Origin of the sequence: Streptomyces luteogriseus (assembly GCF_014205055.1) — a bacterium.
GTDB lineage: Bacteria > Actinomycetota > Actinomycetes > Streptomycetales > Streptomycetaceae > Streptomyces > Streptomyces luteogriseus.
The window spans coordinates 5,919,981-5,933,387 of record NZ_JACHMS010000001.1 but is presented as its reverse complement, the minus strand read 5'-3'; the positions used below and the strand labels follow the sequence as shown (position 1 = coordinate 5,933,387).

Genomic DNA, 13,407 nt, shown 5'->3' with positions numbered 1-13,407 from the left:
CCTCGGGAATCCCCAACGGACGCTGGTCGGGCGTCTCGTGCCGACACTGTGCCACCAAAGGCGTCCCATGGCCGTCCCAACAGTTCCGGAACACGCCAGGCAGGCGCCGGGCCGCCGTCCCGGCATCCCAGAAGGCCCCTGCGTCCTTGCCCGGCCCGGTCGTGCCTTGCCAGCGTCGGGCCGTCCGCTCAACCGTCCCCACCTCCGAGGAGACCAGGCTCATGCGCCTTTCCGTACGCCGGAACTCTCGTACGAAGTCACTGCTCGCGGTTCTCACCGTCAGCGCCGCCGCCGTCACCGCCCTGGCCGTGCCGAGCTCCGCGTCGGCGGCTCCTGCCGCGCCCGCCGCGGTGGACTGCGCGTCCGGGCACATCTGCTTCTGGACCGGCGCCAACTTCACCGGCAGCAAGTGCGCGTGGGACGTGGCAGACCCCGACTGGCAGAGCGGTGCCGTCAGGTGTTCCTGGGCCGCCACGACCAACGTGAAGTCGGTGTGGAACGCCGGCACCAGCAGCTCCACCGGTGTCGCGTACTACCGGGGCGCCAACTACTCCGACCGCGTCGGCTGCACCCGCCAGCAGCACGGCGGCAACCTGGCCGGTACGTACAAGGTCCGCTCCCACCGGTGGATCTCGGGCAGCTGCGGCTGATCCGGCCCCGGCACGAACGCGGTGGCGTGCACGCCTGCTCGGGCGTGCACGCCACCTCGGCATGTCCCGGGCGGGCGGATCAGCCCACGAGGGGTGAGCGCGCGTGCTCCTCCGGGAGGGGCCTCGTGTCGAGGTAGAACCACTCGGCGTCCACGGTGGGCCAGGGCGGCGGTTCCACCGCGGCCTCCCCGGCGGTGGTGACCGGACGCCTGGGCAGCGGCGCCGTCGCCGGGCCCTCGAAGGCGGGCGGCGCGGCACCGGCCGGCTTCGCCTCCCCCGGCATCAGCAGCTCCACCCGCAGCCCGAGTCCCCGCTGCTGGGCGGTGAACTCCTCGACCTGCTGGCGGCAGGCGTGGTCCAGGTGGGTCACGCCGGTCAGGTCGAGCCGGATCCGCGGCTTCCCGGACGCGGCGGCCGCCTCCAGCGCGTCGATCACCTTCGGCAGCCGCAGGAACGTGGCGTTGCCCGCCATGACGACCTTCGCCGTGTCCTGCTCCACGTGCTGGCGGATCACGGTCTGCGACATGCGCAGCGCGGCCAGCACGATCCCCGCGGCGAGACCGAACAGCACGCCCTCCAGCAGCGCGGTCGCCACGATGACCAGCATGGTCAGCGTCATCACCGCGAACTCGCCCCTGTCCTGCCGCCACATCTTCGGGAACTCGGCGGGCCCGAACAGCTTCCAGCCGCTGTGCACGAGGACACCGGCGAGCACGGAGATCGGGATCAGCGCGAGCACCTGCGGCAGCAGCAGCGCGAACAGGAGCAGCCACAGGCCGTGCAGGGTGCGTGAGAGCCGGGTCTTGGCCCCGGCCTGAACGTTCGCCGAACTGCGTGCCACCACCGCGGTGATGGGGAGCGCGCCGAGGATGCCCGCGACGGTGTTGCCCGCCCCCTGCGCGATCAGCTCGGTGTTGTAGCGGGTACGCGGGCCGCTGTGCATACGGTCCACGGCAGCGGCCGTGAACAGGCTCTCCGCGGACGCGATGACCGTGAACGTGAGGATCGCGGTGATGATCGTCCCGTCGGCGAGCGCGGCGAACTGCGCACCGCCCGGCACCTGCACGGAGTTGAGCAGGTTGCCCACCTGGAGCGTCTTCACGTCCACGCCGGGCAGCGCGGCGACGACCATGCCGATCCCCACGGCCACCAGGGCGGCGGGGATCTTCCCGGCCGGCCCGGGCACCTTCTTCCAGACGAAGCTGAGCACGATCGTGACGACGCCGAGCAGGGTGGCGATCATCGCCTGCGGGTTCGTCAGAACGGCGGCCAGCAGCCCGGGAATGCCGGCCATGTTCTCGAGCGCGGTGCCGGGGGCCTTGGCGTCGGCCATCGGATAGGCCTGGCTGAACATCAGCGGCACACCGATGCCGGCGAGCATGCCCTGGACGACGGCGACGGAGATGGCCTGGAACATCCGTCCGAGCCGGACCAGCCCCAGGATGATCTGGAGGATGCCGGCGAACAGCACGATCACGCCGAGCATGGCCACGCCGACCTCGGCGACGGTTTCCGCGACCAGCGCGGCGAGACCGGCGGCCGGGCCGCTGACCTGGAGCGTGCTGCCCCGGACCGCGCCCACGACCAGGCCGCCGATCACCCCGGAGATGATCCCCAGTTCGGCGGGGACGCCGGAGGCGACGGCGACACCGATGCACAGCGGCAGGGCGACGAGGAAGACGACGAGGGAGGCGGTGATGTCGGTGGCGAGGTCCCTCCTGGCGCCACCTTTGCCACCGAGACCCTTGCCGCCGGGCACCTCGCCACGGAGACCCTTGCCGTCGGCGCCCTTGGCCCCCAGGCCCTTGGCGCCGCTCATCGCTCCGCGGATCAGCCCGCCCAGGGCACCACCGCGCGCACGGCCTGCGACCGGGCCACCGGGAGGATTCCCGCCCGTTCCGCGGGCCGAGCGCCCCCCTTCTGCCGACCCGCCCATCCCCCAGCCGCCTGCCCCACCGGCCAGGCCTCCCCCGGCGCCGCCGCCCCCGGAAAGGTCCCCGGCAAAGCCCCCCGGACCGTCCCCGGGATCACCCGGCGCACCTGCCGGTGTCCCACCCCCCGGCCCCCAGGCGGCTCCCGCGCCCCCCGCAGGATCACCCGCCGGCCAAACCCCAGCCCCTGTCTCCCCTCCGGCCGTCCCCCATCCCCCGGCCCCCTCCAGGGGCTCTGGTGGCCCCCAGCCCCCGATGTCGGCTGTCCCCCAGCCCCCGGTGTCGGCGGCCCCCCGGCCCACTGCACCCCCCGCCGGGTAGGCCGGCCGCCCTCCCCGTCCCCTCCCCCGCGCATGCGCCCCGCTCACGCGGCGTGCACCCGGAAGTCGCCCTCGTCGCCGAGTTCGTAGACGAAGCCGGTGTCGACCTCGTAGTACCAGCCGTGCAGCCGGAGCCGGCCCGAGTCGAGGCGTTGCCGCACCACGGGGTAACTGCGCAGTGCGGCCAGCTGGTTGACCACATTGCCCTGGGAGACCTCCGGCAGGGACGGGTCGTCCGGCGCGGTCTCCAGTACGGAGGTCAGCTCCGGGCGCGCGAGGCGGAGCCAGGCGTCCACGCCGGGCAGGGACGACAGGTCGTCACCGGACTTCAGGGCACCCATCGCACCGCAGTGTGAGTGACCGCACACCACGATGTCCTGAACCCCGAGCACCTCCAGCGCGTACTCGATGGTGGCCGCCTCTCCACAGGCCCCGGGCCGTCCGTAGGGCGGCACGATATTGCCCGCGTTCCGTAGCTCGAATATCTCCCCGGGCCGTGCACCCGTGATCATCGCTGGTATGACGCGCGAGTCCGAGCAGGTAATGAACAGCGCCTCCGGATATTGCCCTTCGGCCAGTTTCCGATATGCGACGCTGTCGAAATCGACGCGCGTCCTGAACGTGCGGGCACGATCCAGCAGAGTCTTCAAAACAACCTCCTGAGCTGGTAGTTCCTCCTGTGCACCCCACCGTAGACCGCCGACCTACAGCAGAAGGTTAAGCAAACCCCAGAGCCCGTCCAGCAATTGAACATTCTTTGTCCGGATTCCCAGAAGCAGCGTCTTCTTGTAGCGTGTGAACTCCTCGGCAGAGAATGCGAATTCACCCTGCCCGGATTCATGCCGACTTCACGGAGAGACGGGACGTATGGGCCTACGAGTGCTGCTCATCGAAGACGACGAGACGATCGCCGAGCCGCTCATGGAAGGGCTCGGCAACTTCGGGCTGACGGTCGACCACGTCGCCAACGGCACGGACGGCCTCAGAGGCCCGTACCACGACGTCGTCCTGCTCGACCTGGGACTGCCGGACATGGACGGCATCGATGTGTGCCGCGGCATCCGGCAGGTCTCGGACGTGCCCATCGTCATCCTCAGCGCGCGCGGCGAGGAGGCCGACCGCGTGCTGGGCCTGGAACTGGGCGCCGACGACTACCTGGCGAAACCATTCAGCGTGCGGGAACTGGTCGCCCGGGTCCGCGCGGTGACCCGCCGCACACACCGCGCCCACCAGGCGTTCCCCGAGGCCCCGGGCGCCCGGGGCCTCCCCGAGCCACCACCGTACGAACCGGCCCGGCCCCCCGCGTACGAACCGGCTCCGACCCCCGCCTACGAACCGGCTCCGGCCTCCGCGTACGAACGGCCTCCCGCCCCCGCGTACGAACCGGCCCCGGCCCTCTCCTACGAGCCCCCCGCGACCGCCGCGGACGACCCCGCCCCCGACCCTGCGCACGACCCGGGCCCGCTCGTGGTGGACCGCCGTACCCGCCAGGTCTGGGTCGGCGACGCCCCCGTCCCGCTCACGCCCAAGGAGTTCGACCTGCTGGCGCTGCTCAGCGAGGACCCGGGCGCGGTCTACTCGCGGCAGCAGATCCTCGACCGCGTCTGGGACCCGCACTACGACGGCCCGACCAAGACCCTGGACGTCCATGTGGCCGCGTTGCGACGCAAGTTGGGGCACCCGGCGTGGATCAGGACCCTGCGGGGCGTCGGTTTCCGGCTGGCGGTGCACACGGGGCCGACCGCGCGGGTGGCCTCTCCGTGACCCGCCGGCTGCTGCTCAGCTACCTCAGCCTCGCGGTGCTGGTGCTGCTCTGCCTGGAGATCCCGCTGGGGTTCGTGTACTCGCGCGGTGAGCGGGAGCGGGTCGTCAACGCGGCGACGGACGAGGCCGAGTCGGTCTCCGCGTACGCCGCGCTGTCCCTCGCGGCGGGGCGGGCCGAGCGGGACCTGCCCGCGCGGGTGGCGCACTGTGCGCAGCGCATCGGGGGCAAGGTCGTGATCGTCGACGCGGCGGGCACGCTGCTCGCCGCCTCGCACCGGCTGGACCCCGGGATGTCCGGCACCCTGGCCGCCCGGCCGGGCATCGCGGCGGCGCTGCGGGGCACCTCGACCGTGGACGTCCGTACCTCCACCATCGGCGGGGTCGAGTACCTGTCGGTGGCCGCGCCGGTCGGCCAGGAGGCGCGGCCGGTGGGTGCGGTGTGGCTGACCGTGCCGACGAGGACGGTCCACGAGCGGGTGCACCACGTCTGGCTGCTGCTCGCGCTGGGCGGATGCGCCGTGCTGACGGCGGTCGCCGTGGTCGGTTTCGCCTTCGCCCGCTGGGCGGGCCGCCCCATCCGTGAACTGGAGCAGGCCACGCACGACTTGGCCGAGGGCGGCCGGTTCGCGCCGGTGACGATCACGAAGGGGCCACCGGAAGTACGCAGTCTGGCCGCCGCGTTCAACCACACGGCGGCCCGGTTCGCCCATCTGCTGGCGTCCCAGCGGGCGTTCGCGGGCGAGGCCTCGCACCAGCTGAAGACCCCGCTGGCGGCGCTGCGGCTGCGTCTGGAGAACCTGGAGCCGGACATCGCCGCCCGGGCCCGGGGCAGCCTCACCGCCGCCGTCACCGAGACGGACCGGCTGGCCCGCATGGTCGAGCATCTGCTGGCCATGGCCCGGCTGGAGGAGCACGCGGCCATCCCCGCCACCGTCGATCTGGGCGGGGTCTGCGCGGAGCGGCACCGTACCTGGCAGCCGCTGTTCGCCCGGGAGGGCGTCTCCCTCGTGCTCTTCGCGGGGAGCGTGGGCCCGGTGCTCGCCGTACCGGGGGCCGTCGAGCAGATCATGGACAACGTGCTGTCCAACGCCCTGCGGGCATCCCCGACGGGCAGCACCGTCACGATCGAGCTGCGGCTCCAGGCGCCGCCCCGACGGGCGTTGCGTGACAGCCGGCCCCGCTGGGTCGACCTGCACGTCACCGACGAGGGCCCGGGGATGACGGAGGAGCAGCGGGCCCGGGCCTTCGACCGCTTCTGGCGGGCCCCGGGCGCGCCCAAGGGCGGTACGGGTCTCGGTCTCGCCCTGGTGCAGCGCCTCGCCCACGCCAGCGGCGGCGAGGCGGCGCTGCGCGCGGCGGCGACCGGTGGCCTGGACGTGGTGATCCGGCTGCCGTCCGCGCGACCGCCGGGCGAGGTCGCCCCCGGGCCGGGCGGCGACCGCCCGAGGAGGCCGAGACGGGAGGCCCCGGCGCTGCCGGCGTAGGCACCAAGACGGTGCTGCGGCTTCCGGGTGCGGTTCCGCTTCCGGGTGCGGTTCCCGCACTCCGAGAACAGGCGGTACACAGCATGCCGCCCCACGGCCACAAGTTGTCCATGCCCCGTCAATCCGGCGCCCCTAGCGTCCTTTCCGCCTCCCCCCACGCACGACCCTGCCGTCGACCGGCGGCGGGGCGGTACGGCACCTCTTGGAGTGAGAGTGGAACGTCGTAGCCTCCTGCGTGCGGCCGTCCTCGGCGGCACATCGGCCGCTCTGGGCGGAACCCTGTGGCGCGGGGCCGCGTACGCGGCCCCGGCCCAGCCCGGCACCGGCCCCTACGGGCCGCTGGGTTCCCCGGACGCCAACGGCGTCAGACTCCCCGCCGGCTTCACCAGCCGCGTCATCGCCCGGTCGGGCCAGCGGGTCGGGACCACGTCGTACACCTGGCACAACGCCCCGGACGGCGGCGCCTGTTACGCCGACGGCACGGGCTGGATCTATGTCTCCAACTCCGAGATCAACCCCTCGGGCGGCGCGAGCGCGGTGAAGTTCTCGTCGACGGGCGCGATCACCGGCGCATACCGCATCCTGTCGGGCACGCGGCAGAACTGCGCAGGCGGCAAGACGCCGTGGAACACCTGGCTGTCCTGCGAGGAGGTTTCCCTCGGCTACGTCTACGAGACCGACCCGTGGGGCACGAACGCGGCGGTGCAGCGCGCGGCGATGGGCCGCTTCAAGCACGAGGCGGCAGCCGCCGACCCGGTGCGCAGGGTGATCTACCTGACCGAGGACGAGACGAACGGCCGCTTCTACCGCTTCGTCCCGACGACCTGGGGCAACCTGTCGTCCGGCAAACTACAGGTGATGGTCGCGGGCAGCGCCACCAGCGGCTCCTTCACCTGGACCGACATCCCCGACCCGGACGGCTCCCCCACCGCCACCCGCTCCCAGGTCTCCGGCTCGAAGTCCTTCAACGGCGGCGAGGGCTGCCACTACGCGAACGACACGGTCTGGTTCACCACCAAGGGCGACAACCGCGTCTGGCAGCTCAACCTCCTCGACAACACCTACGAGCTGGCCTACGACGACTCCCTCGTCAACGGAACGGCCCCGCTCACCGGCGTCGACAACATCACCGGCACCTCCTCCGGCGACCTGTTCGTCGCCGAGGACGGCGGCACCATGGAGATCTGCGTGATCACCCCGGACGACGTCGTCGCCTCATTCCTGCGCGTCGACGGCCAGTCGGCCTCGGAGATCACGGGCCCCGCCTTCTCCCCGGACGGCACCCGCCTCTACTTCTCCAGCCAGCGCGGCACCAGCGGCTCGTCCTCGGGCGGCATCACGTACGAGGTGACGGGCCCGTTCCGCTCGTAGCCGACGGGACCTGCTTCACACGATCATCACAAGTTGGTCACCCCTCCCTCACGCCGGACCGTCCGGCCCTACGGTCATCCCCTCACGTACCAGCCCTGGGGGGATGACCATGACCAATCCGTACACCGGCCCGCACAACAGCCCGTACCCCGCACCGCCGGCGCCGCAGCCCGGCGGACCCGCACCCCGCTGGGCCCGGAAGCGCTACGTGCTGCCCGCCCTCGGGCTGGCCCTGTTCATCGGTGCCGGCATCGGCACGAGCGGCGGGGAGACCACGGACGACGCGAAGCCGGCGTCCGCCAAGCCCCGTCCGACCGTCACGGTCACCGCCACCACCACGGCCACCACGACACCGCCCCCGAAGGAGCCGGAGCCCGCTCCCACCGTCACCGCCACGAAGACCGTCAGGGTCACCACCACGGTCACCGCACGACCGGCGGCGGCCGGCGGGTCCGACGACGGCGGCTCAGGCGGCTCCGGGGGCGGCGCGGACGTGTACTACGGCAACTGCAGCGAGGTCCGTGCCGCCGGGGCCGCGCCCATCCACCGGGGTGAGCCCGGGTACGCCTCCCACCTGGACCGGGACAACGACGGGGTCGCCTGCGACATCTGAGGCGGACGTGCCGGTGACCATCGGCGGGCCCGGCCGTTCCACCGTTCGGGCAGCTCGTTCCGGGCTGCCCAGCCGACGGAAGGAACACCACCGTGGACACGACCGTGCCCGCCCCGAACGCGCCGCGTGTGCTGCCCCGTGCCGAGTGGGTCAGGACACTGCCGCAGACCATCGTCGCGTCCTGCGTCCTGCTGCTCGACGCCGAGGACCGTATCCTGCTGCTGCGCTACGCCGGGGGCCAGCCCGCCGCGGGCCTCTGGGGGCTGCCGGGCGGCATGCTCGACCACGGCGAGGACCCCGTCGGCGCCGCCCGCCGGGAGCTGCACGAGGAGACCGGCATCACCCTCGAAGGGGACCTGCCGTTCATCGGGTACGACCACCGGGCCGACGTGCTGGACACCGGGCCGGTGATCGACTTCTACTTCCACGGCGGCAGGCTCCCGGCGGGGCAGCCCGTCCGGCGCAGCTCGGAGCACGACCACCACGGCCTGTTCGCCCTCGCCGACCTGGAGGCCACCCCGCTGGCGACCGGGCTTCCCACCCTCACCGCCCTGCTGACCGCGGCCCGCAGCGGCACGGTCGTATGCCTGCGCGACGGCCTGCCGCAGTGACCGTCGCCGGGCCGCCCTGAACGGAGCTCGCGACAACGCGAGAAGACGGAACGCGCGAGAGCGGGGCGGCACCCCGCACAAGGTGCCGCCCCGCTCTTCTCCGTGCACCGGAGCCGCCGCGATCGGTGAGGGTCGGGGACCGCCGACGGCTCCGGGTTCTCCGCCCCCGGGTCAGCGGTGGTCGCTGCCCTGGGACTGGACCGCGGCCCGGCCCGCTTCCAGGCGGGCCACCGGGATGCGGAACGGGGAGCAGGAGACGTAGTCGAGTCCGACCTCGTGGAAGAAGTGAACCGACTCGGGGTCGCCGCCGTGCTCGCCGCAGACGCCGAGCTTGAGGTCGGGGCGGGTCTCGCGGCCGGCCTTGGCGGCCAGCTTCACGAGGGAACCCACGCCGTCCTTGTCGATCGTCTCGAACGGGGAGACACCGAAGATGCCCTTCTCCAGGTACGCCGTGAAGAAGCTCGCCTCCACGTCGTCCCGGGAGAAGCCCCACACCGTCTGGGTGAGGTCGTTCGTGCCGAAGGAGAAGAACTCCGCGGCCTCGGCGATCTGACCGGCGGTCAGCGCGGCGCGCGGCAGCTCGATCATCGTGCCGATGGACAGCTTCAGCTGCGCGCCCGAGGCCGCCTCGACCTCGGCGATGACCGCGTCGGCCTCCTCACGCACGATCTCCAGCTCCTGCACCGTGCCCACGAGCGGAATCATGATCTCGGCGCGGGGGTCGCCCTTGGCGGCCTTGCGCTCGGCCGCGGCCTCGGCGATCGCGCGGACCTGCATGGTGAACAGGCCGGGGATGACCAGGCCGAGACGGACACCGCGCAGGCCCAGCATCGGGTTCTGCTCGTGCAGCCGGTGCACGGCCTGGAGCAGGCGCAGTTCGTTCTCGTGCGGCTCCTGGCGGGACTCGGCGAGGGCCACGCGGACGGACAGCTCGGTGATGTCCGGGAGGAACTCGTGCAGCGGCGGGTCCAGCAGGCGGACGGTGACCGGGAGGCCGTCCATCGACTCGAAGAGCTGCACGAAGTCCTGCTTCTGGAGCGGAAGCAGCTGCTTGAGGGACTCCTCGCGCTCGGTGTCCGTGTCGGCCAGGATCAGCCGCTCCACCAGCTCGCGCCGGTCGCCGAGGAACATGTGCTCGGTGCGGCACAGGCCGATGCCCTGGGCGCCGAAGCGGCGGGCGCGCAGCGCGTCCTCGGCGTTGTCGGCGTTGGCGCGCACCCGCAGGCGGCGCTTGCGGTCGGCGAAGGCCATCATCCGGTGGACGGCCTCGACCAGCTCGTCGGCGTCGTCGGCACCGGGGTGCATCCGGCCCTCGAAGTACTCCACGACCGGCGACGGCACGACGGGTACCTCGCCGAGGTAGACCTTGCCCGAGGAGCCGTCGATGGAGACGACGTCGCCCTCCTCGACGACGTGCCCGCCCGGCACGGTCATCCGGCGGCGCTTGGTGTCGACCTCCAGCTCCTCGGCGCCGCAGACACAGGTCTTGCCCATGCCGCGCGCGACCACGGCCGCGTGGGAGGTCTTGCCGCCGCGGGAGGTCAGGATGCCCTCGGCGGCGATCATGCCGTCCAGGTCGTCGGGGTTGGTCTCACGGCGGATCAGGATGACCTTCTCGCCGGAACGCGACCACTTCACGGCCGTGTAGGAGTCGAAGACGGCCTTGCCCACGGCCGCGCCCGGGGAGGCGGCGATGCCGCGCCCGACCTGTGCCACCTTCGCGTCCTCGTCGAAGCGCGGGAACATCAGCTGCGCGAGCTGGGCGCCGTTGACGCGGGTGAGCGCCTCGGCCTCGTCGATCAGGCCCTGGTCGACCAGCTGGGTCGCGATGCGGAAGGCCGCGCCCGCGGTGCGCTTGCCGACGCGGGTCTGGAGCATCCACAGGACACCGCGCTCGATGGTGAACTCGATGTCGCAGAGGTCCTTGTAGTGGTTCTCCAGCGTCTGCATGATCTGCATCAACTGGTCGTAGGACTTCTTGTCGATCTGCTCCAGATCGGCGAGCGGCACGGTGTTGCGGATGCCCGCGACGACATCCTCGCCCTGCGCGTTCTGGAGGTAGTCGCCGTAGACGCCCTGGTGGCCGGAGGCGGGGTCGCGGGTGAAGGCGACGCCGGTGCCGGAGTCGGGGCCGAGGTTGCCGAAGACCATGGAGCAGACGTTGACGGCCGTGCCCAGGTCGTGCGGGATGCGCTCCTGGCGGCGGTAGAGCTTGGCCCGGTCGGTGTTCCAGGAGTCGAAGACCGCGTGGATGGCGAGGTCCATCTGCTCGCGGGGGTCCTGCGGGAAGTCCCGGCCGGCCTCGGTCTTGACGATCTTCTTGAACTTGGTGACGAGCTTCTTGAGGTCGGCGGCCTCAAGCTCGGTGTCGACCGTGACCTTCTTGGCCGTCTTGGCCGCGTCCAGCGCGTCCTCGAACAGCTCGCCGTCGACACCCAGGACGGTCTTGCCGAACATCTGGATGAGGCGGCGGTAGGAGTCCCACGCGAACCGGTCGTCGCCGGCCTGCTTGGCCAGGCCCTGCACCGACTTGTCGGAGAGGCCGATGTTGAGGACGGTGTCCATCATGCCGGGCATGGAGAACTTGGCGCCCGAGCGCACCGACACCAGCAGCGGGTCGTCGGCCTGGCCGAGCTTCTTGCCCATGCGGGCCTCGAGCGCGTCGAGGTGCGCACTCACCTCGTCACGCAGTGCCGCCGGCTCCTCGCCGCTGTCGAGGTAGACCTTGCAGGCCTCGGTGGTGATGGTGAAGCCGGGAGGGACCGGAAGGCCCAGGTTTGTCATCTCCGCGAGGTTCGCGCCCTTGCCGCCGAGGAGGTCCTTGAGGTCCTTGTTGCCCTCGGTGAAGTCGTAGACGAACTTCACGCCCTCAACGCTGGTGCCGTGCTCAGCTACCTGAAGATCTTTGTTTTCCGACACGGGTCTCGACTCCTCGAGGACGCGGTGGCTGCCCTGACGGCCAGGAACATACCCAGATCAAAGGCTTCTGGGTACGTCCACTCGTGCGTCATACGCCTGTAACCAGTCGTCCGCCAGCGGATCGAAAGTCAAGGCTCGGCAAGCGATCGCGGGCGCGTGTTTTCACTTCTTGAACGCAAGAACCTCTCTCGCCCCCTCTGAGCGCTCATCTGAGCAGGGTTTCCGCACACTTGATTTCGCTCGATGAACGATCAAAGGGTGGCACTCAGTGCCACCCTTTGGAGAAGTGCAGTCGCTCAAGATCCGCTCATCTGAGCGCAACCCTTATCAGGGGTGGCGAGAATCACGCTGCCACAGCCGCCGGGATTTCACCATGCGGACGCGTCCCGGGACGGAAACACGGCCGTCACACCCCGAGCGCGCGCAGCCGCTCCTCGACCCGCTGGGGCGCGTAGAGGTGCTCCACGACCATGGCACCGGCTCCCACCAGCGCGGCCCTCTCACCCAGCCGTGCGGTGACCACGTCCAGGTGGGCGGTGGAGCGGGGCAGCGCCCGCTGGTACAGCAGTTCGCGCACTCCTGTCAGGAAGGGAGTTCCGGCCAGATCCCCGGCGATCATCAGCACGCCGGGATTGAGCAGTGTCACGACGGTCGCGAGAACGTCCCCGACCCGGCGCCCGGCCTCCCGGGCGAGTCCGACCGCCTCCGGGTGCCCGGACGCCAGCAGGTCCCGTACGTCCGAGCCGGAGGCCGCCGGCACCCCGGTCTCCGCCAGCCGCCGCGCCACCGCGCCGCCGCTCGCCACGGCGGCCAGACAGCCGTAGGAACCGCACCGGCACAGCGCCCCCGCGCCCTCCGGCACCCGGATGTGCCCGATGTCGCCGGCGCCGCCGTCGACGCCCCGGAACACCGCGCCGTCCACCACGACCCCGGCGCCGATACCGGTGGAGACCTTCACCAGCACGAAGGCGGAGCAGCCGGGATAGCCGGCGCGCTGTTCGCCGTAGGCCATGAGGTTGGCGTCGTTGTCCACCAGCACGGGCACCCCGGCGGCGCCCGCGTGCTCGGTGAGCGCCCCGGCCAGCCGGCCCCTTATGTCGTAGCCGTCCCAGCCGGGCATGATCGGCGGCTGGACGACACGGCCGGTCTCGGTGTCGACCGGGCCGGGCACCGCGAGACCCACGCCGCAGACCGCCTCGGCCCCGTGCCCGGTCTTGACCAGCAACTCGGCGAACCATCGCCCGAGTTCGCCGAGCACGGCGTCCGGTCCGTCCTCGATGACGAGGGTTCCGGAGTGCTCGGCGAGGATCTCGCCGCTCAGCGACAGCACGGCCGCCCGGGCGTGCCGGGTGTCGAGGTCGGCGACCAGGACCACCGCGTGCTCGTCGTCGAACTCCAGGGTGATGGAGGGCCGCCCGCCCAGCGGGGAGTCCACCGGCCCCCCGGCGCCCTCGCGCAGCCAGCCCGCGCGGAAGAGCCGCTCCAGCCGCTGCCCGACGGTGGCCCGGGACAGTCCGGTCGCCTGCTGCAGGGCACCCCGGGTCACGGCGCGTCGGCTGCGCACCAGTTCGAGCAGTTCACCGGCGCTCGCCTGACCCGCGCCGCGTCCGGTTCTCCCGGGCTGTCCGGTCATGCACACCCCCTTGTGCTTCCCAACCTTGCCTTACATAGTGGGTTTTGCGTGTTAAATAGACGTAACCCCACGGTAGCCGCAGCCGAACCTTCCGGCCGGACGTCTTATCGG

Annotated in this window: 10 protein-coding genes; 6 read left to right on the top strand and 4 right to left on the bottom strand. The window is 71.8% G+C overall.

Features of this window, described 5'->3' with window-relative positions; all coding sequences use genetic code 11:
* Positions 1-221: 221 nt before the first annotated feature.
* Positions 222-650 carry a peptidase inhibitor family I36 protein gene (locus BJ965_RS26305; protein ID WP_184911479.1) on the top strand — a complete coding sequence of 143 codons (429 nt, stop codon included), beginning with the start codon at positions 222-224 and terminating at the stop codon, positions 648-650.
* A 79-nt stretch (positions 651-729) separates the two neighbouring features.
* Here the strand turns inward: BJ965_RS26305 and BJ965_RS26300 are convergent, their stop codons facing one another.
* Both BJ965_RS26300 and BJ965_RS26295 read right to left on the bottom strand, forming a co-directional pair.
* Complete coding sequence (locus BJ965_RS26300; RefSeq protein WP_246548275.1) at positions 730-2,469, bottom strand: SulP family inorganic anion transporter; 1,740 nt, start codon at positions 2,467-2,469, stop codon at positions 730-732.
* A 476-nt stretch (positions 2,470-2,945) separates the two neighbouring features.
* On the bottom strand, positions 2,946-3,551 hold the full coding sequence (locus BJ965_RS26295) for a carbonic anhydrase (RefSeq protein WP_184911476.1): 606 nt from the start codon (positions 3,549-3,551) through the stop codon (positions 2,946-2,948).
* A 217-nt stretch (positions 3,552-3,768) separates the two neighbouring features.
* On the opposite strand from BJ965_RS26295, the gene BJ965_RS26290 reads away from it, so the two are divergent.
* The 5 genes from BJ965_RS26290 (at position 3,769) to BJ965_RS26270 (ending at position 8,744) form a co-directional block, all read left to right on the top strand.
* Complete coding sequence (locus BJ965_RS26290) at positions 3,769-4,665, top strand: response regulator transcription factor (protein WP_184911471.1); 897 nt, start codon at positions 3,769-3,771, stop codon at positions 4,663-4,665.
* Positions 4,662-6,149, top strand: coding sequence for a sensor histidine kinase (locus BJ965_RS26285; protein WP_184911467.1), 1,488 nt, complete (start codon positions 4,662-4,664; stop codon positions 6,147-6,149). The genes BJ965_RS26290 and BJ965_RS26285 overlap by 4 nt, the downstream gene beginning before the upstream one ends.
* 213 nt (positions 6,150-6,362) lie before the next feature.
* Entirely contained in the window at positions 6,363-7,520 is a 1,158-nt protein-coding gene (locus BJ965_RS26280) for an alkaline phosphatase PhoX (RefSeq protein ID WP_184911464.1), read from the top strand.
* Between the two features lie 109 nt (positions 7,521-7,629).
* Positions 7,630-8,133 (top strand): excalibur calcium-binding domain-containing protein, encoded by a 504-nt coding sequence (locus BJ965_RS26275; protein ID WP_376777941.1) that lies wholly within the window; start codon positions 7,630-7,632, stop codon positions 8,131-8,133.
* Positions 8,134-8,225: 92 nt separating this feature from the next.
* Entirely contained in the window at positions 8,226-8,744 is a 519-nt protein-coding gene (locus BJ965_RS26270) for an NUDIX hydrolase (RefSeq protein WP_184911455.1), read from the top strand.
* Positions 8,745-8,915: 171 nt separating this feature from the next.
* Here the strand turns inward: BJ965_RS26270 and ppdK are convergent, their stop codons facing one another.
* On the bottom strand, positions 8,916-11,663 hold the full coding sequence (gene ppdK, locus BJ965_RS26265; protein ID WP_376777940.1) for a pyruvate, phosphate dikinase: 2,748 nt from the start codon (positions 11,661-11,663) through the stop codon (positions 8,916-8,918).
* Positions 11,664-12,069: 406 nt separating this feature from the next.
* Entirely contained in the window at positions 12,070-13,296 is a 1,227-nt protein-coding gene (locus tag BJ965_RS26260) for an ROK family protein (protein WP_184911450.1), read from the bottom strand.
* Positions 13,297-13,407: the final 111 nt, after the last annotated feature.

Bases quoted from the DNA above. Each gene is read 5' to 3' on its own strand.
- BJ965_RS26275 (WP_376777941.1), top strand. From the start codon at position 7,630: ATGACCAATCCGTACACCGGCCCGCACAACAGCCCGTACCCCGCACCG.
- BJ965_RS26305 (WP_184911479.1), top strand. From the start codon at position 222: ATGCGCCTTTCCGTACGCCGGAACTCTCGTACGAAGTCACTGCTCGCG.
- BJ965_RS26290 (WP_184911471.1), top strand. From the start codon at position 3,769: ATGGGCCTACGAGTGCTGCTCATCGAAGACGACGAGACGATCGCCGAG.
- BJ965_RS26260 (WP_184911450.1), bottom strand. From the start codon at position 13,296: ATGACCGGACAGCCCGGGAGAACCGGACGCGGCGCGGGTCAGGCGAGC.
- BJ965_RS26300 (WP_246548275.1), bottom strand. From the start codon at position 2,469: ATGAGCGGCGCCAAGGGCCTGGGGGCCAAGGGCGCCGACGGCAAGGGT.